At 63.8% G+C, this 23,641-nt stretch carries 25 protein-coding genes; 19 read left to right on the top strand and 6 right to left on the bottom strand.

The genetic code is table 11. From position 1 onward, the window contains the following. The first annotated feature begins 5 nt into the window (after positions 1-5). The 5 genes from ACYJP6_RS18925 to ACYJP6_RS18905 are packed head-to-tail and all read left to right on the top strand — an operon-like array spanning position 6 to position 4,238. Entirely contained in the window at positions 6-794 is a 789-nt protein-coding gene (locus ACYJP6_RS18925; protein ID WP_459476748.1) for a pyridine nucleotide transhydrogenase, read from the top strand. Continuing rightward, positions 794-1,627 carry a sugar phosphate isomerase/epimerase family protein gene (locus tag ACYJP6_RS18920; protein WP_459476746.1) on the top strand — a complete coding sequence of 278 codons (834 nt, stop codon included), beginning with the start codon at positions 794-796 and terminating at the stop codon, positions 1,625-1,627. The genes ACYJP6_RS18925 and ACYJP6_RS18920 overlap by 1 nt, the downstream gene beginning before the upstream one ends. After that, a complete protein-coding gene (locus ACYJP6_RS18915; RefSeq protein WP_145008899.1) occupies positions 1,624-1,980 on the top strand; it encodes an SMR family transporter in 357 nt (118 codons plus the stop codon). Before ACYJP6_RS18920 ends, ACYJP6_RS18915 begins: the two co-directional genes overlap by 4 nt. Before the next feature lie 13 nt (positions 1,981-1,993). After that, a complete protein-coding gene (locus ACYJP6_RS18910; RefSeq protein ID WP_132832007.1) occupies positions 1,994-2,842 on the top strand; it encodes a glycosyltransferase family 2 protein in 849 nt (282 codons plus the stop codon). A gap of 43 nt (positions 2,843-2,885) precedes the next feature. Beyond that, a complete protein-coding gene (locus tag ACYJP6_RS18905; RefSeq protein WP_459476742.1) occupies positions 2,886-4,238 on the top strand; it encodes an MFS transporter in 1,353 nt (450 codons plus the stop codon). A 43-nt stretch (positions 4,239-4,281) separates the two neighbouring features. Here ACYJP6_RS18905 and ACYJP6_RS18900 read toward each other — a convergent pair whose 3' ends face one another. From ACYJP6_RS18900 to flgA, 4 genes are all read right to left on the bottom strand, one after another. After that, complete coding sequence (locus ACYJP6_RS18900; RefSeq protein WP_459476739.1) at positions 4,282-5,016, bottom strand: flagellar brake protein; 735 nt, start codon at positions 5,014-5,016, stop codon at positions 4,282-4,284. Positions 5,017-5,105: 89 nt separating this feature from the next. Next, on the bottom strand, positions 5,106-5,576 hold the full coding sequence (locus ACYJP6_RS18895) for a flagella synthesis protein FlgN (protein WP_459476737.1): 471 nt from the start codon (positions 5,574-5,576) through the stop codon (positions 5,106-5,108). A 54-nt stretch (positions 5,577-5,630) separates the two neighbouring features. Further along, a complete protein-coding gene (flgM, locus tag ACYJP6_RS18890; RefSeq protein WP_459476735.1) occupies positions 5,631-5,942 on the bottom strand; it encodes a flagellar biosynthesis anti-sigma factor FlgM in 312 nt (103 codons plus the stop codon). Positions 5,943-6,106: 164 nt separating this feature from the next. Beyond that, positions 6,107-6,835: a flagellar basal body P-ring formation chaperone FlgA gene (flgA, locus tag ACYJP6_RS18885; RefSeq protein ID WP_459476733.1), complete on the bottom strand. Its 729-nt coding sequence runs from the start codon at positions 6,833-6,835 to the stop codon at positions 6,107-6,109. 97 nt (positions 6,836-6,932) lie between these two features. On the opposite strand from flgA, the gene ACYJP6_RS18880 reads away from it, so the two are divergent. The 14 genes from ACYJP6_RS18880 (at position 6,933) to ACYJP6_RS18815 (ending at position 21,024) form a co-directional block, all read left to right on the top strand. After that, positions 6,933-7,865 (top strand): chemotaxis protein CheV, encoded by a 933-nt coding sequence (locus ACYJP6_RS18880; RefSeq protein ID WP_459476731.1) that lies wholly within the window; start codon positions 6,933-6,935, stop codon positions 7,863-7,865. A gap of 42 nt (positions 7,866-7,907) precedes the next feature. Further along, positions 7,908-8,735 carry a protein-glutamate O-methyltransferase CheR gene (gene cheR, locus ACYJP6_RS18875; protein WP_459476728.1) on the top strand — a complete coding sequence of 276 codons (828 nt, stop codon included), beginning with the start codon at positions 7,908-7,910 and terminating at the stop codon, positions 8,733-8,735. A gap of 220 nt (positions 8,736-8,955) precedes the next feature. Continuing rightward, entirely contained in the window at positions 8,956-9,378 is a 423-nt protein-coding gene (flgB, locus tag ACYJP6_RS18870; RefSeq protein ID WP_459476726.1) for a flagellar basal body rod protein FlgB, read from the top strand. A gap of 2 nt (positions 9,379-9,380) precedes the next feature. Continuing rightward, positions 9,381-9,818 carry a flagellar basal body rod protein FlgC gene (flgC, locus tag ACYJP6_RS18865; protein WP_158892976.1) on the top strand — a complete coding sequence of 146 codons (438 nt, stop codon included), beginning with the start codon at positions 9,381-9,383 and terminating at the stop codon, positions 9,816-9,818. 16 nt (positions 9,819-9,834) lie between these two features. Beyond that, entirely contained in the window at positions 9,835-10,557 is a 723-nt protein-coding gene (locus ACYJP6_RS18860) for a flagellar hook assembly protein FlgD (protein ID WP_459476724.1), read from the top strand. Positions 10,558-10,585: 28 nt separating this feature from the next. Next, positions 10,586-11,896 carry a flagellar hook protein FlgE gene (gene flgE / locus ACYJP6_RS18855; RefSeq protein ID WP_459476722.1) on the top strand — a complete coding sequence of 437 codons (1,311 nt, stop codon included), beginning with the start codon at positions 10,586-10,588 and terminating at the stop codon, positions 11,894-11,896. A 150-nt stretch (positions 11,897-12,046) separates the two neighbouring features. Further along, positions 12,047-12,787, top strand: a complete 741-nt coding sequence (locus ACYJP6_RS18850; RefSeq protein WP_459476720.1) for a flagellar basal body rod protein FlgF — start codon at positions 12,047-12,049, stop codon at positions 12,785-12,787. Between the two features lie 46 nt (positions 12,788-12,833). Beyond that, a complete protein-coding gene (flgG, locus tag ACYJP6_RS18845) occupies positions 12,834-13,619 on the top strand; it encodes a flagellar basal-body rod protein FlgG (RefSeq protein WP_145008913.1) in 786 nt (261 codons plus the stop codon). A 26-nt stretch (positions 13,620-13,645) separates the two neighbouring features. Further along, positions 13,646-14,341, top strand: a complete 696-nt coding sequence (gene flgH, locus ACYJP6_RS18840) for a flagellar basal body L-ring protein FlgH (protein WP_459476718.1) — start codon at positions 13,646-13,648, stop codon at positions 14,339-14,341. Positions 14,342-14,352: 11 nt separating this feature from the next. Continuing rightward, complete coding sequence (locus ACYJP6_RS18835; protein ID WP_459476716.1) at positions 14,353-15,456, top strand: flagellar basal body P-ring protein FlgI; 1,104 nt, start codon at positions 14,353-14,355, stop codon at positions 15,454-15,456. 13 nt (positions 15,457-15,469) lie between these two features. Next, positions 15,470-16,735 carry a flagellar assembly peptidoglycan hydrolase FlgJ gene (flgJ, locus tag ACYJP6_RS18830; protein WP_459476715.1) on the top strand — a complete coding sequence of 422 codons (1,266 nt, stop codon included), beginning with the start codon at positions 15,470-15,472 and terminating at the stop codon, positions 16,733-16,735. A gap of 9 nt (positions 16,736-16,744) precedes the next feature. Further along, complete coding sequence (flgK, locus tag ACYJP6_RS18825) at positions 16,745-18,754, top strand: flagellar hook-associated protein FlgK (protein WP_459476713.1); 2,010 nt, start codon at positions 16,745-16,747, stop codon at positions 18,752-18,754. A 12-nt stretch (positions 18,755-18,766) separates the two neighbouring features. Next, entirely contained in the window at positions 18,767-20,356 is a 1,590-nt protein-coding gene (locus ACYJP6_RS18820; protein WP_459476711.1) for a flagellar hook-associated protein 3, read from the top strand. 17 nt (positions 20,357-20,373) lie between these two features. Then, complete coding sequence (locus ACYJP6_RS18815) at positions 20,374-21,024, top strand: TIGR02466 family protein (protein WP_459476709.1); 651 nt, start codon at positions 20,374-20,376, stop codon at positions 21,022-21,024. A gap of 222 nt (positions 21,025-21,246) precedes the next feature. On the opposite strand, the gene ACYJP6_RS18810 is transcribed toward ACYJP6_RS18815, so the two are convergent. Together ACYJP6_RS18810 and ACYJP6_RS18805 are read right to left on the bottom strand one after the other, a co-directional pair. Beyond that, positions 21,247-22,419: a Gfo/Idh/MocA family protein gene (locus tag ACYJP6_RS18810; RefSeq protein WP_459476707.1), complete on the bottom strand. Its 1,173-nt coding sequence runs from the start codon at positions 22,417-22,419 to the stop codon at positions 21,247-21,249. A 5-nt stretch (positions 22,420-22,424) separates the two neighbouring features. Further along, on the bottom strand, positions 22,425-23,585 hold the full coding sequence (locus ACYJP6_RS18805) for an ATP-grasp domain-containing protein (protein ID WP_459476705.1): 1,161 nt from the start codon (positions 23,583-23,585) through the stop codon (positions 22,425-22,427). Positions 23,586-23,641 lie beyond the last annotated feature (56 nt).

The following is a 23,641-nucleotide window of genomic DNA, read 5'->3' as shown; positions in this document are numbered from 1 at the left end:
GCAACATGAAGACCGACGCATTGATAGGGTACAGCGGCTTCGTGGGGTCGACACTGCTCAAGCAGAAGGCCTTCGGCGCGCTGTTTCGCTCCACCAACATCGACCAGATCGGCGACCAGCCCTATGGGCAGGTGATCTGTGCCGGCGCGCCCGCGCAGAAGTGGATCGCCAATCGTGATCCGGCAGCGGATCGCCAGAAGATCGACGGCCTGATCGAGCATCTGTCGCGGATCCAGTGCGAGTCCTTCGTGCTGATCAGCACCGTGGATGTCTTCAAGCAGCCACTCGGCGTCGACGAAACCACCGCGGTGGACGAGGAGGGGCTGCACGCCTATGGCGCCAACCGCTATCGCCTGGAACAGTTCGTCCGCGAGCATTTCGCCAAGGCGCTGATCGTCCGCCTGCCGGGCCTGGTCGGACCCGGGCTGCGCAAGAACGTGATCTACGACCTGCTCAACGACAACAACCTGCACGCCGTGGAAAGCCGCGGCGTCTTCCAGTTCTACCCGATGGTCAATCTCGGCTACGACATCCAGACCGCCCAGGCCGCCGGCCTGGAGCTGGTCCACCTGACCGCCGAGCCCATCAGCGTGGCGGACATCGCCAGCCAGGGCTTCGGCCGCGACTTCGCCAATACCCTGGACGGCACGCCGGCGCGCTACGATTTCCGCAGCGTGCATGCCGAGGTCTTCGGTGGTCGTGACGGCTACCAGTACAGCGCCCGCGATACCCTGCTGGCGGTACGGGCCTATGCCCAGTCGGAACCCCCGGTGATCAAGGCGGAGGGTCAGTGATGCGCATCGCCATCTCCAATATCGCCTGGGACCCGACCGACGACGCCATGGTCGCCGAGATCCTGCAGCAATACCGGGTGGATGCCATCGACATCGCCCCCGGCAAGTACTTCGCCGATCCCAAGACGGCCACCGCCCAGCAGATCCAGGCCGTGCGCCAGCAGTGGCAGGCGCGGGGCATCGAGATCACCGGCATGCAGGCGCTGCTGTTCGGCACCACCGGGCTCAATGTCTTCGGCGATGACGCTGTCCAGCAGGCGCTGCTGGCCCAGCTGGAAGGGGTCTGCCGGGTCGCCGAGGGGCTGGGCGCCACGCGCCTGGTGTTCGGTTCGCCGCGCAACCGGGATCGTTCGGGATTGAGCGACGACGAGGCCCTGGTGCAGGCGCGTGACTTCTTCCGCCGCCTGGGCGACGTCGCCCAGGCCCGTGGCGTGCTGATCTGCCTGGAGCCGAATCCCCCCCGCTATGGCGCCAACTTCATGATCGACAGCGATTCCACCGCTGCCGTGGTGCGCGCGGTGGATCATCCGGCGATCCGGATGCAGCTCGACACCGGCGCCCTGACCATCAACGAGGAAGATGCCGCGCGGGTGCTCGAGGAGCATGCCGAGCTGATCGGTCATGTCCATGCCAGCGAGCCGGACCTGGTGACCCTGGGGGAGGGCGGTACCAATCACGAGGGTATCGCCTTCGCCCTGACCCGGCGGCTGCCGGAGCAGGTGGTCAGCATCGAGATGCTGCCGGCCAAGCAGGGCTCCAACCTGGCGGCGCTGGAGCGCGGCGTCCAGGTGGCGATCCGCGCCTATGGCGATCTGCCGGAGGCCGCCGCATGAAGTGGCTGATCCTGATCCTGGGCATCGCCTCCAATGCATCGGCCAGCGTACTGGTGAAGATGGCGATGCTGCCGCCGCGCCGTTTTCCCAGCCCTGCCGATCCCATGGCGGCCCTGAGCAACTGGCCGTTCTGGCTGGGTCTGTTCATGTACGGCCTGGCTTTCCTGCTCTATGCCGCCGCGCTCGCCAAGCTGCCGCTGAACGTGGCGCATCCGGTGCTGACGGCCGGGGCCATCGCCAGCGTCGCCCTGCTGTCGGTGGCGATCTTTCGCGAAGCCTTTCCCTGGACCACGGCGGCAGGCATCGTCCTGATCATCGCCGGTGTCGCTCTCATCACGGCCCGTGTCGGTTGACCCTGGAGGACCTATGACTACTGCAATTCCCGCCACCGAGCGGGCCCTCTGGCAGGTGCCCAGCTATTCGACGACCTTCTGGAACGGCCGTAGCCGCCCGCACTGCGTGGTGATTCCGGTCATCAACGAAGGCGAGCGCATCCTCAACCTGCTCCGCCGCATGGCCGCGGTGAAGATCGCCGACATCGCCGATGTCATCATCGTCGACGGCGGCAGCACCGACGGTTCGCTGGAGCCGCAACGGCTGCAGGAGCTGGGCGTCCGGGGGCTGCTGGTCAAGACCGCGCCGGGCAAGCTCAGCGCCCAGTTGCGCTGCGCCTACGCCTTCGTGCTTGACGAGGGGTACACCGGGATCGTCACCATCGATGGCAACGACAAGGACGACCCCGACGCCATCCCGCGCTTCATCGAAGCCATCGAGCAGGGCTACGACTTCGTCCAGGCGTCGCGCTTCCTCGCCGGCGGCGTGGCCGAGAACACCCCCAAGTCCCGTGACTTCGCCATCCGCTTCATCCACGCGCCGATGCTCAGCCTGGCCTCGGGCTTCCACTGGACCGACACCACCCAGGGTTTCCGCGCCTACAGCCGGGCCATGTTGCTGGATCCGCGGGTGGCACCCTTCCGGGATGAGTTCACCACCTACGAGCTGCTGGCCTATCTGTCCTACCGCGTGCCGAAATTGGGTTATCGCTGTGTGGAACTCCCTACTGTGAGACGCTATCCGAAGGGCGAGGTACCCACCAAGATCAGCAGCGTCAGAGGTAATCTGTCGGTGCTGCAGGTACTGATGAAGGCCTGTGCAGGTCATTACAATCCACGCCTGGGCGAGGATGCCCAGCTGGCAGCGCAACGGCGAAGCTGATCCCGTCGCGCTCGCCTGATGGCAAGAGACGATGGAGTAGGCAATGGGGCGTGTGCTGTCGGCGTTTCGCGGGCTTTATTTCGCGACGCTGTTGATGTTGATCGGAACGGGTCTGTTGAGCACCTATCTGGGCCTGCGGCTGGCCGCGGAGCAGGTGCAGGGACTCTGGGTAGGCGCCCTGACCGCCGCCTATTACGCGGGCCTGGTGATAGGCGGCAAGCTCGGGCACCGGCTGATCGCCCGGGTCGGCCATATCCGCGCCTACGTGACCTGCGCCGGGGTGGTCGGCGCGGCGGTCCTGGGGATCGGGCTGTTGCCCTGGCTGCCGGTCTGGCTGGCGCTCAGGGTGCTGATCGGCATGGGCATGATGTGCCAGTACATGGTCCTGGAAAGCTGGCTCAACGAGCAGGCCGGCCCGGGTGAACGAGGCAAGGTTTTCTCCGGCTACATGACCGCTTCCTACCTCGGCCTCGCCCTTGGCCAGGTGGTGCTGGTGCTGTCGCCCGATCTCGGCGTCGACAAGCTCATGCTGGTGGCGATCTGCTATGCGCTCTGCCTGGTACCGGTGGCCGTCACCGGCAAGATCCATCCGGCACCCCTCAAGCCGGCACCGCTGGAGCCGGCCTTCTTCATCCGGCGGATTCCGCAATCCCTGACCACCACCTTGGTCGCCGGACTGGTGATCGGCTCCTTCTACGGCCTGGCACCGCTCTATGCCAGCGCCCAGGGGTTGCCCACCGAGCGTATCGGTCTGTTCATGGCCTGCTGCATCTTTGCCGGCCTGGTCGCCCAATGGCCGATCGGCTGGCTGTCGGATCGCCACGATCGCAGCTGGCTGATCCGGGTGGTCGCCATCGCCCTGACCGTCGCCGCCTTGCCGCTGGCGGTCTTGCCCCATGTGCCGCCGGTGGTCCTGCTGCCGCTCGGCCTCATCGCCAGCCTGCTGCAATTCGTCCTCTATCCGCTGGCGGTGGCGCTGTCCAACGATCACATCGAGGGTGAACGGCGGGTATCCCTCAGCGCCATGCTGCTGGTGACCTTCGGCGTCGGCGCCTGTGTCGGTCCGCTGGTGGTGGGTGCCCTGATGAATCTGGTCGGGCCCAACATGCTCTATGCCTTCGTCGTCCTCTGCGGCGGGATACTGATCTGGCGGATCCGCCCGGATGCGGTCACCGGAAAGCACCTGGTCGACGAAGCGCCGCTGAGTCACGTGCAGATGCCCGAGGGCTCGACCAGTTCACCGCTGGCGGCGGCACTGGATCCGCGGGTTGATAGCCAGGTAGTACAGGAGCAGATGCACAGCGAGCCGGTGGCGGAAGCGCCCGTCGAAGAGGCGCCGACCCCGGCGGAAGGTAGTGCGCCTGGGGAGCCGGTGGCCGACACCCAGCGTCCCTGATGGCGGGCACGGCGTACCGGTATGCCGGTGCGCCGCTGGCGAATCAGTCGAGGCGGCGACTTTCCCGCTGCAGCTGGTAGACGAAGCGTTCCACCTGGCGCTGGGTCGCACCGCTGAGATTGTGGAAGCTGACGCCGACGTCACTCTGCTCCAGACGATCCAGGCAGGTCACGTGGCGAATGTTAACCGCGGTGGTGATGGCGCCCATGGGCAGTTCGGCGGTGAAGCTCTGCACCAGTTGGCCCGGTTGCAACAGGTGAGTCACATTGCCGGGAAAGCGCAGCTTGCAGCCGGTGGCCGACAGGTCGATCAGTTGTCCGCGCAGCTGGATCTGGCCGGCATCCTGGACCAGTTCCGCGGTGGCCGGCCGATTCAGCAGCAGCCTGACGCGGAAGGCATTGCGTCTTTGATGGTAGGTGAGTTCTGCCGGCAGGCCGACCCAATAGCAACGGTGGCCATCGATCTCGCTGAACTGCACCGGGCGGTCGATCTGCCAGCTGACCCTGATACCCTCGTGCAGGCTGTCGACATGGAAGGGCTGGGCCTGCTCCAACAACCGCTCGGCTTCCCGCGGAATGAATTCGTCCAGCGCGATCAGGCCCTTGGCCTCGTCGATGTCCACGACGAAGCTCTGGAACTGCTGGCCCTGGCGAGTGAAGGTGATCCGCAGGGGGATATGCTGTTGCAGCGCAGGGCGCAGTGCGGCCACGATTTCACCGGCGGAGCGGTACACCTTGGGTGGCTGGGGCGCATTGTCGCTGGCGAAGGATCCTGACACCTGTTCATTCCTGTGAGGGGCGGGCCGCAAGGATAATGGCTAACCGCCATCCCTGCAGCTCCAACGCGATCTTTTGAGAAGGGTGGTCGTCAGGCCGAGCTGAGCGGTCGCTGATAACCGCTGCGGGTCTGGCTGCCGCGGCTGTTGTAGAGCGTGGGCGCCGAGCTGCTGCCCTGCAGGAGGTTGAGCACCCGCGACGTGCCGATCTGGCTGGCCTGGATGATCTGGCCATTGCGGACGTTACGCTGCTTGCAGGCTTCGATCAGCTCGCTCAGGCGCGCGGATGCCGCCAGCAGCTCCGGGCCTTCGGCCTGGCCGGCGGCGTATTGCTGCAAGCCGGCGAGGTCATTGCTCAAGCCGGCCGAGCGAAGCAGGGTGGAGCGGTGCTGGGCATGCTGGTCGAGCTGCTTGAGAATGATCTGCTTGCCACCGAGCAGACTTTCCAGCGCGACGAGTTCGCGTTGCGCGAGGGCCTGGAACTCCTCTTCGAGGAGCGTCAACAGCTGTTCGGCAAGCTCGACGTCGGTAAGGGTAACGGCGAGGAGAGGCGTAGCGGGCATGGCTCGGGATCTCTTGGTTAACGTTTCTCACCAGGTCCGCCCGACGCCGCTGCCTCAGGACTCGAAGGCGAGCAGCTTGTCGGCGACCTTCTGGCTATCGACCTGGTAGGAGCCATCGGCGATGGCCTGCTTCAGGCGACTGACCTTGTCACTGTCGACTACCGGCAGGTCCTTCAGCCCGGCGGTCAGGGAGTTCAGCTGCTGAGCCGTGGGGCTCAGGTTCACCGACTCACCGGCCTTCTGGCTGGTGGCCGCGGCGGTGATGTCCTTGCTTTCCAGGCTGACACCGTCTTTCGGGGCCGAGGTGCTACGGGTGCTGATGCCTGACGTCGACGTCGAGTTCAGGCGATTGATGTCTATGGCCATTCGTGAAATTCCTCGGGATGTATCGCTCACATGTCCGGTTTATCGGCCCGCTGGGCGGAAACTTTAGCCGTAGACCTGTGCAACGGTTCACATCTTTGGACAGGATCTCTCCCCGTCGTTCAGAGCGCTCGAACGACAAGAAGTTACTCCTTTATCACGTCGAGCTAAAGAGCGACCTCCACTTGCCCCTGATCCACCACCCGTCCCCGGATCACCCGGTTGGAGCTCAGGTTGCGGATGCGGATCTCCTCGTCCTTGGCACCGCCGGCGAGGGCTTCACCCTGCATCCGAATACTGAAGGACGAGGTGCGCGCATTGATGACCACCTGTTCCCCCTTGCGAACGAGTTCCGCCTGTTCGAGATAGGCTGGTGCCATGGGCTGGTCGCTCATCACCTGGCGCTTGAGCTTGGCGCCGAGCACCGTCTCCAGGCTGGTGAGATAGCCCTGGCTGAGGGTGCCGACGTCCCGCTCCACCAATGCCACGTTACTGTTGTCCAGCAGGGCACCGCGCATCAGGGGCTGGAGGGCGACCACCACCGGCCGGTAGAGCTTGACCTGGGCAGGCACGAACACGGTCCAGGGGCTGGAGCCTTCGCAGCGCACCTTGACGCTGAGACGGCCGATGGGCGTCGGTTCGCCCTGCTGGGCGAGCGTCAGGGGTTTGTCGCACGCCGCCAGGCGCAGTCGCGGGTCGAGGGCCTTGACCTGGGTTTCATGGCGCGCATTGAGGCTGGTATCCAGCAAATATTCCTGCACCCGTTCCTCAAGAAAACTTTCCACAGCGCCGATAAGTTCATCAGGTGAAGTGTAGGCGTCTTCCGCGAAGGCCCTGCTTTGCAGGCAGCAGAGCAAGGTCAGGAGGCCAAGGGTCAGTCTTCGAGCTAGAGTCATGGTCGGAAACACGTCGCTGCGATCTTCATGATCAACCCATAAGCAAGCCCCGTGCCGAATTTTCAATTCGCCCGCGGGCATTCAAAGGAGTCATCTGATGGCTGGTGTATTGGACGCAGTCAACCAACGTACCCAACTGGTGGGCCAGAACCGTCTGGAGCTGCTGCTGTTCCGCCTGGATGGCTCGCAGCTCTATGGCATCAACGTCTTCAAGGTGAAGGAGGTGCTGCAGTGCCCCAAGCTCACCGTGATGCCGAAATCGAATCGGGTGGTGCGGGGCGTGGCCAGCATCCGCGGCGGCACTTTCCCCATCATCGACCTGGCGATGGCCACCGGGCGCCGGGGCCTGGAAGACATCAACAACTGCTTCGTCATCATCACCGAGTACAACACCAAGGTGCAGGGTTTCCTGGTGCGCTCGGTCGAACGCATCGTCAACATGAACTGGGAAGGCATCAACCCGCCGCCCAAGGGCACCGGTCGTGACCACTACCTGACCGCCGTGACCCGGGTCGACAACCAGCTCGTCGAGATCATCGACGTGGAGAAGATCCTGTCCGAGGTGGCTCCGTCGGTGGAGACCGTCTCGGTCGGCGTGGTCAGCGAAGTGGTGCAGGCCAAGGCTGTGACCAAGCGGGTATTGATCGTCGACGACTCCTCGGTGGCGCGCAAGCAGGTGAGCCGCTGCCTGGAAACCGTCGGCGTGGAGGTCATCGCGCTCAACGACGGTCGCCAGGCGCTGAACTACCTGCAGACGATGGTGGGCGAGGGCAAGCGTCCGGAAGACGAATTGCTGATGATCATTTCCGACATCGAGATGCCGGAAATGGATGGCTACACCCTGACGGCGGAAATCCGTCATGATTCGCGCATGCAGAAAGTGCATATACTGCTGCATACCTCCTTGTCCGGTGTCTTCAACCAGGCGATGGTCAAGAAGGTCGGTGCGGACGACTTCCTGGCCAAATTCCGCCCCGATGATCTTGCCTCCCGGGTCGTCGAGCGCATCAACGCGGTCGACAGTCACTAGGTGATGGCGTCTCTATCCCGGTATCCAGAAGGCGGAGCGGCAGTGTCAGCAGTCAACGCGGATTTTGTGCTTTTTCGTGATTTCCTCGAGAAATCCAGCGGGATCCTGCTCGGTGACAACAAGCAGTACCTCGTCTCTAGTCGGCTGAACAAGCTGATGGAGACCGAGGGGATCAAGACGTTGTCGGAGTTGGTGCAGCGTATCCAGTCGCAGCCCCGTGGCGGTTTGCGGGAGAAGGTCATCGATGCGATGACCACCAACGAAACCCTCTGGTTTCGCGACACCTATCCCTTCGAGGTGCTGAAGAACCGCCTGTTGCCGGAGTTGACCAAGAACACCTTCGGCCAGCGCCTGCGGGTCTGGTCGGCGGCGTGCTCGTCGGGCCAGGAGCCCTATTCGCTGTCCATGACCATGGACGAATTCGAGCGCAGCGCGGCAGGGCAGGGGCGTGGCGGTCTGCAGATCGTGGCTACCGATCTGTCCGGCGCCATCCTCACCGCGGCCAAGTCCGGCGAATACGATTCCCTGGCGATCGGCCGGGGACTGTCCCAGGAGCGGCTGCAGCGCTATTTCGACGTGCTCCAGCCAAATCGCTGGGCGGTCAAGCCGGCGATTCGCAGCCGGATCGAATTCCGCGCGCTGAATCTGCTCGACAGCTACGCCAGCCTCGGCAAGTTCGACATGGTGTTCTGCCGCAACGTGCTGATCTACTTCTCCGCCGAGGTGAAGAAGGACATCCTGACGCGCATCCACGCCACCCTGAAGCCCGGCGGCTATCTGTTCCTCGGTGCCTCCGAGGCCCTCAATGGGCTGCCGGACCTCTACCAGATGGTGCAGTGCAATCCGGGCATCATCTACAAGGCCAAGTAGGCCGGTCGACGCACACCCAGGGCAGACCCAGGTCTGCCCTTTCTTTTGCGCCAAACTTTTGCCGCGCTTTTGCCTGCGGGCGGCAAGGGCGGCGGAAAAACCTTGCCGCTTGCCGCCGTTTTGGCCGCAACCTAGGGCTAAGTCCTTGATTTTGATGGGTGCTGGAGACTGGCACGGGCCTTGCTAATTCGCTTGCAAGCCACGTCAAAGGTCTCTCGACATGAGCATCAGTTTCGAAAAGGCACTCGGCCTGCACGAGCAGGCGCTGAACTTCCGTTCGCAGCGCGCCGAGGTGTTGGGCAACAACCTGGCCAATGCCGATACCCCTGGCTACAAGGCACGGGACCTGGATTTCAGTGCGGTACTCGCCGAGCAGGCGGCCAAGGGCTCTTCCGGTGCCACCCGGCATTATCAGCTGGAAACCACCAACAGCCGGCACATCGCCGCCGACGGCTTCGACATGGGCATGGGCGATGCGGCCCTGAAGTACCGCATTCCCAGCCAGCCCTCGGTCGACCAGAACACCGTGGATGCCCAGGTGGAGCAGGCCAACTACGCCGAGAACGCCATGAACTTCCAGGCCAGCTTCACGCTGCTCAATAGCAAGTTCAAAGGGCTGATGTCGGCCATCAAGGGAGAATAACCATGTCCCTGAGTTCGTTGTTCAACATCGCCGGTAGCGCGATGAGCGCCCAGAACGTCCGGCTCAATACCGTGGCCAGCAACATGGCCAACGCCGAGTCGGTCGCCTCCAGCGTCGACCAGACCTACAAGGCCCGTCATCCGGTGTTCGCCGCCCAGCTCAGCGAGGCCCAGGGTGGTTCCTCGCTGTTCGACGAGCAGGGCCAGGCCGGGGTCGGCGTGGAGGTGAAGGGTATCGTCGAGGACCAGAGCGAGGTCCAGAAGCGCTACGAGCCCCATCACCCCATGGCGGACAAGGACGGTTACGTCTACTACCCGAACGTGAACGTGGTAGAGGAAATGGCCGACATGATCTCGGCCAGCCGTGCCTTCCAGACCAATGCGGAAATGATGAATACCGCCAAACAGATGATGCAGAAGGTGCTGACCCTGGGTCAGTGATCGCTAGGGAGTCGACATGACCACCACTTCTTCCACCACCAGCAGCAGCTCGCTGCTGTCGTCGGTGCTGTCCAACAGCAAGGTATCGAGCAGCTCGGTGACGTCCAGCGGCACGACGACTTCGGGAAGCACCACCAGCAGCCTCGGGAAGAACGACTTCCTGAAGCTGCTGGTGACCCAGCTCAACAACCAGAATCCGCTGAATCCGCAGGACAACACCGAGTTCGTCGCGCAACTGGCGCAGTTCAGCAGCGTCGAGTCCTTGCAGAACCTCAATACCTCGGTGGATTCCATCGTCAGCAACTACAACTCTTCCCAGGCGCTGCAGGCCTCTTCGCTGGTAGGGCGCTCGGTGATCGCCGCCGGCAGCACGGCGGTGGTCGATACCACCACCGGCATGACCGGCAGCGTGGTGTTGCCCTCGTCGGGCAGTGATCTTTCGGTGGGCGTCTACAACAGCGCCGGCTCCCTGGTCGACACCATATCCCTGGACGCCAAGAGTGCCGGCACCCATGCCTTCAGCTGGGACGGCAAGGACAGCTCAGGCCAGACATTGGCCTCCGGGACCTACACCTTCAAAGCCACGGCCGCCATTGGTGGCACCTCCACGGCGCTGACGACCTACCTGCCGAACACCGTGAGCAGCGTGACCCTGGGTACCAGCGGCAGCGACATGACCCTCAACCTCGCCGACGGCACCAACGTCGCCTTGGCGAACGTCAAGACCATAGGCCAGTGAGCCGGCCCCGCCGGACAGGAGTACAACCATGAGCTTCAACGTCGGCCTCAGTGGCCTCAATGCCGCCGCCACCGATCTCAGCGTGACCGGCAACAACATCGCCAACGTGGGCACCACGGGCTTCAAGTCCTCGCGCGCCGAATTCGCCGATGTCTATTCCAGCTCCATGTACCTGGGGTCGAGCGCCAACCAGCCCGGCGCCGGCGTGCGGACCGCGGCCGTGGCCCAGCAGTTCACCCAGGGCAACGTGACCAGCACCGGCAATGCCCTGGACATGGCGATCAATGGCGGTGGCTTCTTCGTCATGAACAACAACGGCTCCAATCTCTATTCGCGAGACGGCACCTTCAAGACCGACGCCAATGGCTTCGTCGTGAACAACTCCGGCTACAACCTGCGCGGCTACGCGGCGGATAGCGATGGCAACGTGATCAGCGGCATCGCTACCAATCTGAAGATCGACACCACCAACCAGGCGCCGAAGGCCACGACCAAGGACACCGAGGTGTTGAGTCTCAATTCGTCGGCGACCATTCCCACCACGGCCACGTTCAATCCCAGCGATGCCACCAGCTTCAACAACTCGACGTCCACCAGCATCTACGACTCCCAGGGCAACGCCCATACCTTGACGTACTACTTCGCCAAGACCGGCACCAACACCTGGAACATGTACAGCCTGGTCGATGGGCGCAACCCGGCCGACCCGACGTCCACCACGCCCCTGAGCAACACCCTGACGTTCGACAGCACCGGCAAGCTCAGCGCCACGGGCGGCACCGGCCTCACCGTCACCAGCACCGGCAAGTTCGCGCTGAACAACTGGGTGCCGGCCACCGTGACCAACAGCACGACGACGCCCGCGACCTATGGCGCCAACGGCGCGTCCGCGTCCACTACCGGCATCGCCATCGACCTGAGCAGCACCACGCAGACCGCGACCCCCTTCGCGGTGACCAGCAAATCCCAGGACGGCTACACCACCGGCCAGTTGTCGGGCCTGTCCATCGATACCGAAGGCAAGCTCTACGCGAGCTTCACCAATAGCCAGTCCAAGGTGATCGGCCAGGTGATCCTGGCCAGTTTCGCCAACAACCAGGGTCTGACCCCGCTGGGCAGCAACACCTTCGCCCAGTCGTCCACCTCTGGCCAGGCGGTGGTGGGAACACCTGCTTCCGGCACGCTGGGGACCCTGACCTCGGGCTCGCTGGAGGCGTCCAACGTCGATCTCAGTACCCAGCTGGTCAATCTGATCGTGGCCCAGCGTAACTACCAGGCCAACGCCAAGACCATCGAGACGGAAAACACGCTGTCCCAGACCATCATCCAGATCCGCTAACGGTTCTTTGACGGTCGCTCTGAAAAAGCCCTCTTTGCGAGGGCTTTTTTTCTTCTAAATCAATGGATTGTCGAGAGTGGCACGTGCCTTGCTGAAGAGGTCTGGACAGTTTCAGACCCCTGGCGATACCGATCGCCTTGCGAGGACCCTATGGACCGATTGCTATATCTCGCCATGACCGGCGCCAGCCAGAACACCATGGCCATCCAGGCGCACTCCAACAACCTCGCCAACATCTCCACCAGTGGCTTTCGCCGGGATTTCGAGCAGGCGCGCTCCATGCAGACCTTCGGCGAGAGCTACCCCTCGCGGGTCTATTCCATGAGCGAGCGGCCAGGCACCGACTTCACCCCAGGCACCCTGCAGGAAACCGGTCGGGATCTCGACGTGGCCATCCAGGGCAATGGCTGGATCGCGGTGCAGGGCGCCGACGGCAAGGAAGCCTACGTCCGTACCGGCAGCCTCAAGGTGGACGCCTTGGGCATGCTGCGTACCGGCAACGATTTGCCGGTCCTCGGCAATGGCGGGCCGATCGCCGTGCCGCCCAATCAGCAGATCGAGATCGGCCAGGACGGCTCCATCACCGTTCGCGGCGCCGGGGAAAACACCAATGCCCTGGCGGTCATCGATCGCATCAAGCTGGTCAATCCGGACCCGAAGAATCTCGAGAAGGGCCTGGACGGGACCATCCGTACCAAGGACGGCAAGCCCGCGGCGGCGGACGCTGGCGTCCAGGTGGTGTCCGGTTTCACCGAGTCGAGCAACGTCAGTGCGGTGGAGGAGATGACCTCGATCCTCTCGCTTTCGAAGCAATTCGAACTGCAGATCAAGATGATGAAATCCGCCGAGGACAACGACGCGTCCATGGCAAAGGTTTTGCAATTCAGCTGATTGAACGCTGTTGACGCCTGATTCCCGGCGCCGAAGGAGAAAAACGATGATTTCCGCCCTCTATGTCGCCAAGACTGGTCTGGCCGCTCAGGACACCAACCTGACGACCATCTCCAACAACCTGGCCAACGTCTCGACGACCGGCTTCAAGCGCGACCGCGCCGAATTCCAGGACCTGCTCTATCAGATCCGTCGCCAGCCCGGTGCGCAGTCCACCCAGGACAGCGAGCTGCCCTCGGGCCTGCAGCTGGGTACCGGTGTGCGTATCGTCGGCACCCAGAAGACCTTTACCCAGGGCACCCTGCAAACGACCGAGCAGCCGCTGGACATGGCCATCAATGGCCATGGGTTCTTCCAGGTCCAGATGCCCGACGGCACCGTCAACTACACCCGCGACGGTACCTTCCACCTCAATGCCGACGGCCAGATCGTCACGGCCAATGGCTTTCCGGTCGAGCCCGCCATCACCGTGCCGGCCGATACCCAGACCTTCACCGTCGGCCAGGACGGCACCGTCTCGGTGACCCAGGCCGGCTCCTCGACCGTTACCACCATAGGCACCATCCAGACCGCCCAGTTCGTCAACCCGGGCGGCCTGCAGGCCATGGGCAACAACCTGTTCGCCGAGACCACCAGCAGCGGCGCGCCCCAGGTCGGTACGCCGGGCAACAACGGCCTGGGCACCATCCAGCAGAACACCCTGGAAACCTCCAACGTGAGCACCGTGGAAGAGATGGTGAACATGATCACCACCCAGCGCGCCTACGAGATGAATTCCAAGGTCATTTCCACCGCCGACCAGATGCTCGGCTTCGTCACCCAGAACCTGTAACAGCCGCCCCTGCGAGGTAGCGCTCCATGAATCGTCTCTTTGCCATCGCCCCGCTGTTCGGAGCGCTCGTTCTCGCAGGATGCGTAGCCCCGGCCGCCAAGCCGGACGATCCCTACTATTCCCCCGTGTTGCCCCGCACCCCGGTGCCCGCGGCGCAGAACAACGGTGCCATCTTCCAGTCGGGCTTCGAGCAGAATCTCTACACCGATCGCAAGGCCTTCCGTATCGGCGACATCATCACCATCACCCTGCAAGAGAAGACCCAGGCCAGCAAGAACGCCAGCTCAGACATCGCCAAGAACAGCAAGGCGACCCTCGGCCTGACCTCCCTGTTCGGCGCCAAGCCGTCGATCCCCAATCCGCTGTCTGACGGCGACCTGAGCCTGGACGCCGGTTTCTCCGGCAACCGCTCCAATACCGGCAAGTCCACTGCCGCCCAGGGCAACAGCCTGACCGGCTCGCTGACCGTGACCATCGCCGAGGTACTGCCCAACGGCATCCTGGTGGTTCGCGGCGAGAAGTGGCTGACCCTCAATACCGGCAACGAGCTGATGCGCATCCAGGGCATGGTCCGCGCCGACGACATCGCCACCGACAACACCGTGCTCTCCACCCGCGTGGCCGATGCGCGGATCACCTACTCGGGCACGGGCTCCTTCGCCGATGCGAGCCAGCCTGGCTGGTTGAGCCAGTTCTTCGGCAGCGCCCTGATGCCGTTCTGAGGATGACCCCCATGCGCAAGACCCTGTTCGGCCTGCTCGCCCTGCTGCTGGCCATGCCCTTCGCCCAGGCCGAACGTCTCAAGGACATCGCCAATATCCAGGGCGTACGGACCAACCAGCTGATCGGCTACGGTCTGGTGGTGGGGCTGCCCGGGACCGGCGACCAGACCACCCAGACCCCCTTCACCATCCAGACCTTCAACAACATGCTGGCGCAGTTCGGCATCAAGGTCCCGGCCGGCACGAGCTCCGCCCAGCTGAAGAACGTCGCGGCGGTCTCGATCCACGCAGACCTGCCGGCCTTCGCCAAGCCTGGCCAGACCATCGATATCACCGTGTCCTCCATCGGTAATTCCAAGAGCCTCAGAGGCGGCAGCCTGCTGCTATCGCCGCTCAAGGGGATCGATGGCCAGATCTACGCCATCGCCCAGGGCAACCTGGTGGTCGGGGGTTTTGACGCCGAAGGCCGCGATGGCTCGAAGATCACCGTCAACGTTCCGTCGGCGGGCCGTATTCCTAACGGCGCCACCGTCGAGCGGCCGGTGCCGAGCGGCTTCGACCAGGGCAACAGCATCACGCTGGACCTCAAGCGCAGTGACTTCACCACGGCCAAGCGGGTGGTCGACAAGATCAACGAGACACTTGGCGCGGGTGTTGCATCAGCCGTTGATGCCGGATCGATTCGCGTCACGGCGCCGGTCGATCCTGGCCAGCGCGTGGACTACCTGTCGATCCTGGAGAACATGGAGGTGGATCCGGGGCAGGAGGTGGCGAAGGTGATCGTCAACTCCCGCACCGGGACCATCGTCATCGGGCAGAACGTCAAGGTGTCGCCGGCGGCGGTGACCCAGGGCAGCCTGACCGTGACCATCAGCGAAGACCCCCAGGTCAGCCAGCCCAATCCCCTGTCGGGTGGGCAGACGGTGGTGACGCCCCAGTCGACCGTCAAGGCCAAGCAGGAGGCCAAGCCGATGTTCAAGTTCGGTCCGGGAACCACCCTGGACGAGATCGTGAGAGCGGTGAATCAGGTGGGCGCTGCGCCCAGCGACCTGGTGGCCATTCTCGAAGCGTTGAAACAGGCCGGCGCGCTGCAGGCCGACCTGATCGTAATCTGATGGAGTAATGGCGATGACTGCACGCCTGGGCGGGACTTTCGATTCGGTGGATTCTGGTGCCTATACCGACCTGAACCGCTTGAACAACCTCAAGAACGGGGCCGATCGCGACAGCGAAGGCAACGTCCGCAAGGTTGCCCAGGAGTTCGAGTCGGTGTTCCTGAACCAGATGCTCAAGTCGATGCGCTCGGCCAACGAGGTGCTGGCCCAGGACAGTCCGTTCAACAGCCAGACCACCAAGCAGTTCCAGGACATGTACGATCAGCAACTGTCGGTCAATCTCGCCAAGAACGGCGGCGGCATTGGCCTGGCGGACATGATGACCCGGAGCATGCTCAAGGATGCCGGCAAGACGCCGTCGACCGAAGGCGCGGCCACCAAGACCGCCGCCCCGGCGACCGCCGGCTCCGCCCAGGCAGGTGCCAGCGTGGCGATGGACATGCGTCGCGCCCTCTGGGATGGCAAGACCTCGCAAGCCGCAGCGGTGGCCAGCTCGACCGGCAGTGCCAGCGAGCGCAAGGACGTGTCGGCGCTGCTGAATTCCCGCCGTCTGGCCATGCCCAGCAAGGCCAGCGCGGCCCAGAGCCAAGAGGCCGTGCTGGCAGCGGCGGCCAATGCTGCCAGTGGCAACGGCAACAGCGCGACGGCGGCCAATGCCACCAACTGGAAGGCCGTGCAGCAGTTGGGCACCCCGGCCGTGGCCAGCGTGAGCGGCAGCGCCCGGCTGAATGGCGGCAGTGTCGCCCCGCTGGGGCAGACCGCAGGAAAGTCGGTGTTCCGCACGCGTCAAGAGTTCGTCGACACCATGCTGCCCATGGCGCAGGAAGCGGCGAAGAAGATCGGCGTGGATGCCCATTACCTGGTGGCTCAAGCCGCACTGGAAACCGGCTGGGGCAAGTCCATCATCCGCGAGCGGGACGGCAGCACCAGCAACAACCTGTTCGGCATCAAGGCCCATTCGAGCTGGGACGGCGATGTCGCCACCACCCTGACCACCGAATACCGCAACGGCAAGGCGAGCAAGGAAGCCGCGGATTTTCGCTCCTACGATTCCTTCAAGCAGAGTTTCGACGACTACGTGAGTTTCCTGCAAAGCAACGATCGCTATGGCAAGGCGCTGGCCAAGGGCGGCGACTCCAGCCAGTTCATGCACGAGTTGCAACGGGCCGGCTACGCCAGCGATCCGCAGTACGCCCGCAAGGTCAGTCAGATCGCACGGCAAATGAAGAGCACCTACGAAAACATCGCTGCGGTCGATACCTCGGTAAAGCGTACCTAAGGACAATCCATGGCCAGTCTCATTTCCATCGGTCTCTCGGGTATCCAGGCCAGCCAGTCGGCGCTCAGCACGACCGGCAACAACATCACCAACGTCGATACCGCCGGCTATTCCCGTCAGGCGACGGAGCAGCACGCGGCAGCGGCGCAGAACGTCGGCGTCGCCTACATCGGCAACGGCACGACCCTGGCAGACGTGCGGCGCTCCTACAGCCAGTACCTGACCACCCAGTTGCAGACCAGCACCGCGCTGGACAACGAGGCCCAGACCTTTTCCACCGCCGCCAGCTCGGTGGACTCGCTGTTGGCCGATAGCACCACGGGGGTCAGCACCGCCCTGAGCAAGTTCTTCTCGGCGCTGCAGACGGCCTCGGCGACGCCCACCGACAGCGCTTCGCGCTCCCTGGTGCTGACCAGCAGCTCGACGTTGAGCCAGAGATTCAATTCGCTGGCCAGCCAGCTCTCCGACCAGAGCAACTACATCAACACCCAGCTGAGCGCGTCGGCGACACAGGTCAACACCCTGGCGAACAAGATCGCCCAGTACAACCAGGCCATCACCGTGGCCTCGGCTGGCGGCACTACCCCCAACTCGCTGCTGGATGCGCGGGACCAGGCCATCAACGACATGTCCAAGCTGGTCGGGGTTAGCGTGGTCAACCAGGATGGCAACTACAACGTCTACATCGGCTCCGGCCAGCCGCTGGTGGTGGGGGGCTCGGTGAGTTCGCTCAGCGCCCAGGCCAGTACCCTGGATCCCTCGCAATACGCCCTGACGCTGACCATGCCCAGCGGGATCGCGGTGGATGTCACCCAGTCGATTTCCGGTGGCTCCATGACCGGCCTGGTGCGCTATCGCGACGAGGTGGTGAATCCCTCGCTGAACAGCCTGGGTCGGCTGGCCCTGGTGGCCTCGGACTCGATCAACAAGCAGCAGGCCCAGGGCCTGGACCTGAAGGGCAATTTCGGCACCAAGGTATTCAACGACATCAACAGCGCCACGGCCATCGCCTCGCGCAGCATCGGACGCTCCACCAACAGCGATGTCAATGCCAACCTCAATGTCACCATCGCCGACAGCAGCGACCTGACCGTCAGCGACTACCGGGTGGTTTTCACCAGTGCCACCCAGTACAGCGTGACCCGCCTGTCCGATGGCCAGGACTTGGGGAGCCACAGTCTCACCGCCTCGCCGGCGGACGAGATCGACGGCCTGCAGCTGGGGCTGCGGACGGGCAGTGTGACGGCGGGTGATACCTTCACCGTGCAGCCCACGCGCCTGGCTGCCAGCCAGGCAGCGGTCACCATGACCGATGCCCAGGACCTGGCGTTCGCTTCGCCGCTGAAGGCGGCGAGCAGCGCCGCCAACATCGGCACCGGTACCGTGAGCGCGCCGACCCTGGTCACCCAGCGCAGCATCTATGACAGCGCCTCGGCCAGCAGCCTGGCGACCAGCGTCCAGAACGCCATGCCGGTGAAACTCCAGTTCGGGGCCGCCGCCAGCGATGGCAGCCAGAGCTACACGATCTACGACGCGGGCGGCAACAGCCTCGGTACCGGCTCCATCGTCGCCGGCCAGAGCAACACGGTGAACGTCAATATCGCCGCCAACGGCTCCACCGTACCGAGTGCCTTTACCTTCCAGCTGACCCTGGCGGGCAAACCCTCCAGCGGGGATACCTTCAGCGTCTCCTTCGGTGCCGCCGGCAGTACCGACAACACCAACGCCCTGGGCTTGCTGAACCTGCAGACGTCGGCCACCGTTGGCAACGCGAGCATGAACAACACCTACAGCAGCCTGGTGGAAACGGTCGGCGCCAAGACCAACCAGGCCAGCCTGGATGCCAGCGCGACCGCGGCGATCCTCAAGCAGGCGCAGGCGAGCCAGTCCTCGTTGGCGGGCGTCAACCTGGACGAGGAGGCGGCCAACCTGATCAAGTATCAGCAGTACTACAGCGCCTCGGCGAAGATCATCGAAATCTCGCAGACCGTCTTCAACACATTGATTCAAGCCTTCTAAGGGATGCTGGCCATGCGTATCTCCACACCCCAGATGTTCTCCTCGAGTACCCAGGGCTACTCCGACGGCTATTCCAACATGACCAAGACGCTGGAGCAGATCTCCAGCGGGGTACGCATCCAGACGCCGGCGGACGATCCGGTGGGTTCGGCGCGCTTGCTGCAGCTGGATCAGCAGAAGACCCTGCTGACCCAGTACAGCGGCAACATGACCACCGCCAACAATGCGCTGACCAACGAGGAGTCGGTGCTGACCACCATCACCAACGTGCTGCAGAACGCGCGGGCCCTGGCGGTCCAGGCCGGCAATGGCTCCTATACCGATGCCAACCGGAGCGCCATCAGTGACCAGCTGGGCGACATCCAGGATCAGCTGTTCTCGCTGATGAACAGCAAGGACGCCAACGGCAACTACATCTTCGCCGGCAGCAATGGCACGGTGCAGCCTTTCGTCAAGAATCCCGATGGCAGCTACAGCTACAAGGGTGACCAGAGCTCGCTGTCGGTCCAGGTCTCCGACACCCTCAACCTGGCCATCAGCGACAACGGCTGGAGCACCTTCCAGAGCGCCCAGAACGCCGACCTCACCACCTCCAGCCTGACCAGCAATCCCAATGCCGACGGGACCCAGCGGGTGTTCCTGTCCCAGGGCACCGTGACCGATGACAACAGCTTCAACAGCAGCTTCCGCAGCGGCGCGCCCTACAAGCTGCAGGTGCTCAGCAGCACCCAGTTCAAGATCTTCGACGCCAGCAACAACGACGTGACCAGTGAAGTCAGCGGCAATGGCTCCTACCAGACCACCACGGGTGACGCGGTAACCGTCAATTTCCGCGGCGCGCAGCTGGCCCTCGACGTCTCCCTGAAGTCCAGTGACGACAGTACCGCCATCAATTCGCTGGTATCCGGCTACAGCTTCAGCTTCGGGGTCAAGCCGGAAACCTTCGACATCACCCGGACCGCGTCGAATACCTCGACCGCCCAGCTCAGCGGTGGCACCGTCACCAATGCCACCACCTACAGCACCACCTTTCCCAGCAACGGCGTCCTGCTGAAATTCAGCTCGGCTACCGACTATTCGGTCTATGCGCTGCCGACAACCTCCAGCAGCACGCCGCTGTCCTCGGGTACCCTGGGCGGCACCTATCCAGCCAGCATCACCATCAACGGCGCCCAGTTCAGCATCAATTCGGCGGCGGCCAGTGGCGACCAGTTCACCGTCGCCGGCAGCAGCAACCAGACGCAGAACATCCTCGACACCATCAAGAACCTGCGGACCGCCCTGGATACCCCGACGACCAACAATCCCCAGGCGGAGCTGGATATCCGCAATGCCGTGGCCTCGGCCATCACCAACCTCGACAACGGCATGAACCAGGTCTACAAGGTCACTTCCTCCCTGGGGGCTCGCCAGCAGACCATCGATACCCTGACCACCGAGAGCCAGAGCCTGTCGTTGTCCAACGCCACTACCCAGTCGTCCATTCGCGACACCGACATGTCCGAGGCCACGTCGAAGCTCACCTTGCAGCAGACCATGTTGCAGGCCGCCCAGGCCGCCTTCGCCAAGGTTTCCCAGCTAAGCTTGTTCGACAAGATCTGAAGGGAACGCCAGCCGTCATGAGCCAACCATTCGACACTGCCAGCATCGAGATCAAGAAACTCTTCGTCACGCCGCTGGCGCAACTCGTCCATCCCGATGCCGAGCGGCTCAATGCCGAACTCAGCGCGGTGATCCTGGCACGCCGCGAACAGGACGCCGGGACCCGCCACAGCAACGAGGGCGGCTGGCAATCGAGCCATGACTTCGACAGCTGGGCAGGTACCCCAGGAGCGGAGCTCGCCGCCTTCGCCCGGGCCTTCGCGACCCAGCTCACCGCCGTCCACTCCGCGGAGCACGGCCTCATCGAGCCGGCCTTCGAGTGGCGCTACAACGCCTGGGCCAACGTCAACGAAGCCGGGCAGGGCAATGCCCTGCATGGCCACCCCGGGGCCTTCTGGTCGGGCGTCTATTGGGTGGACGATGGCGGCGCCCAGGATGCCGATTGCGCTGGCGAGCTGGAGTTCGTCGATCCCCGCGGCCTGATGCCCTCGGTCTACAATCCCGAGCTGCGCATGCGCATCGAGGGCTGCCTGACCGCCGGCTACTCGACCACCGTCACGCCATCCAGCGGCACCTTCGTGATGTTCCCGTCCTGGCTGATGCATGCGGTACGCCGGTTCAAGGGGCAGAGGCCGCGGATTTCGGTGGCGTTCAACTTCGGGGTCTGAGGTTACCGCTGGCAAGGTCTCGCCGGTCACCGACGTCTAACGCCCGCGATGGCCGACCGGCGGTATTCCGCTGGTCGAGGACGGCGGCTTGGCCCGCCGTGGGCCAGCGCGCCAAAGACAGTCCAGTGCTACGGCCGTGCCAGCACACCTCTTGGATCCGGAAGCTGGATCTGGGCTTCGGACGGGCTGCGTCCTGCCTGCAGCAACCCCGTGCCTTGGCCGCTAGCGCTTCGCCCCTTGCACATCCACCCAGCGTTTCTCCTGCGAGGAGAGGGCTACGGCCTCGAAGAGTCTGAGGCCTTCGAGAGACTCCTCGATACCAAACACATAAGGGGTGGAACAGCATTTCCGATTCAGATGATCGTCGAGGGCTACGGCGACGTCATGGTAATAGTTGGCGAAGGCCTCGATGAAGCCGGCGGGATGGCCAGCCTTGAAGCGCGTATAGCGGGGAAGATTCGCCTGGTCGATGTGCTCGCTGGCGCGATCCCGGAGCTGACGGTTGCCCCGGTTGTCGGCGGTCACGAGCAGTTCCGGTTGTTCCTGCGCCCATTCCGCCGAACCCAGCTCACCGAAAACCCGCAGCCTGAGGCCATTACGTTGCCCCAGCGCCGCCTTGCTGAACCAGAAGTTGCACTCGATTTCCGCAGAATATTCGACGATGCAGGAGACGCTATCCACGACCTGGGGAAAATTGCCGAGACTCGTGGCGTGGGCAACCAGGCGCAGAGGCTGCTCGCCGGTGACGAAGTTGACCAGGGAATGCAGGTGAGTACCCAGATCCAGGGACACGGTAGGGATGGCGCCGTCACGGAGCCGCCAATTCTGTGGCGCCCTGGGCTGGCCCGAGGCATCGACGGTGCTGAATGATTCCTGGGGCATCTCGATCTGAATCTGGCGTAGCCGCCCCAGGACTCCCGCCGCGATAAGCGCCTTCAGCTCCCGCACCATCGGGTAGCCCGAATAGTTGTAGGTGACGGCAAGAAAGCCTTGCCTTTCCCTCAGGCGTTGCTGGATGCGCTCGGCATCTGCGCTGGATGCAGCCAGGGCTTTTTCACAGATGACCGGCAGGCCGGCGTCCAGGCAGGCCAGGACTTCGTCATGATGTTGATCGGTAGGCGTCAGGATCGCGATGGCGTCCAATGCACTCCGCTCGGCTGCCAGCAGCTGCGCCAGGGATGCATAGGTGCGCTCCTGGGGGACGCCATAGGCTTCGGCGCTGGCCTGATTGACCTCGGCGCGACGACTGAAGCAGCCGGCGACCAGCTGGAACTGGCGGTCCATCTCGATGGCGATCCTATGCGTCCGGCCGATGGCCGAGCGGTCGTTGCCGCCGAGGAAGGCCACCCGGAAGGGGCGGGATACAGGCCGAGCGGTGCGGGGCGAAGTGTCCATGGAAGTCAACCTATGAGGGTCGTGAGGTCTGCCAGCCTGGGGGCGACGTCCCATAGCGCCTGTCGATCATCGAATTCGGCGAAGAGAATGGCCGCCTTGTCCGCCGGCGCCGCTCGCAACCTGTGCCCACTGGGCATGAGCGGCACGGTACTGACCCGGGTGCTCGGAATGCGCTGCGTGAAGGCCGTGAAGATCCGCTCGCGATCGCTGCTGATGGTATGCCGGGCGATGAGTTTCTCGCGCACCGGTTCCGCTTGCGGCTGCTTCCTGCCGAGGAAGCCATTGAGGAAGTAGCTGCTGTAGTCCAGGCCGGTGGCCTGCTCGATCATGAGATTGTACAGGTCGCCAGGACAGCGCCTCATGCATTCGATGATCCAGTGGCGGTCGCCGTTCTGCATGAACTGGGTATGCAACAGGCCGTCGACCAGCCCCAGCCTGCTGACCAGCGTTTCGATGGTGCTACGCACCGCGGCTTGCATCGCCGCGGTCAGCTGCGAAGGGCAGTTCGAACAATTCACCTGATAGGGATAGACGGTGCAATATTCGTCGGCGAAGAAGTCGAGGTGGATGCGTCCCCCTTCGATGAAGGCTGAGTGGCTATGCAAGCTGCCGGTGACGTACTCCTCGATCAGCACCTCCGGCTCCCGGGTCGCCTGGAAGGCTCTCTCCAGGGCGGTATCGAGCTCGGCGGCGCTCTGCACCAGGGACATCCCGTTGCCGCTGAAGTTATCGACGGGCTTGACCAGGAGCGGATAGCGGTCCGGCGGCAGGACGAGAGGCGCGCCCGCCACGTGGCGGAAGGCCAGGGGCGCCGGGATCGCCTGGGTCTGGGTGAACTGCCTGAACTCGCTCTTCACGTGGACGATACGCGTGGTGGCGGGACTGTCGTAGCCTGGCAGCCCCAGTTCCGCAGCAGCCAGGGCCCCTGACCAGTAGGAGGCGTCGTTGCAGGTCGGGACGATGGCCACGAAGTCTTGCTGACGGGCGACGGCCAGCACGGCCTCAGGATCGGAATAGTCCAGGTAGTAAGAGCCGGTGGCATGCTCGTGGCAAGGATCGTGCGGATGCTTGCCGCATACGAATACCTCATAACCCTGCCGCAACAGCCGGAGCAAGAAGGGCATCGCGCTGAAACTGGTGCCTAGCAGCAGGACCTTTGGCGTCATGGCCATCGCCTTGTTTTATGTGGGTAATGCAGTACTAGCCTATACGGTGTAACGCG

The organism is Pseudomonas sp. No.117, from assembly GCF_054558395.1.
This window is presented reverse-complemented; position numbering and strand designations above follow the sequence as displayed.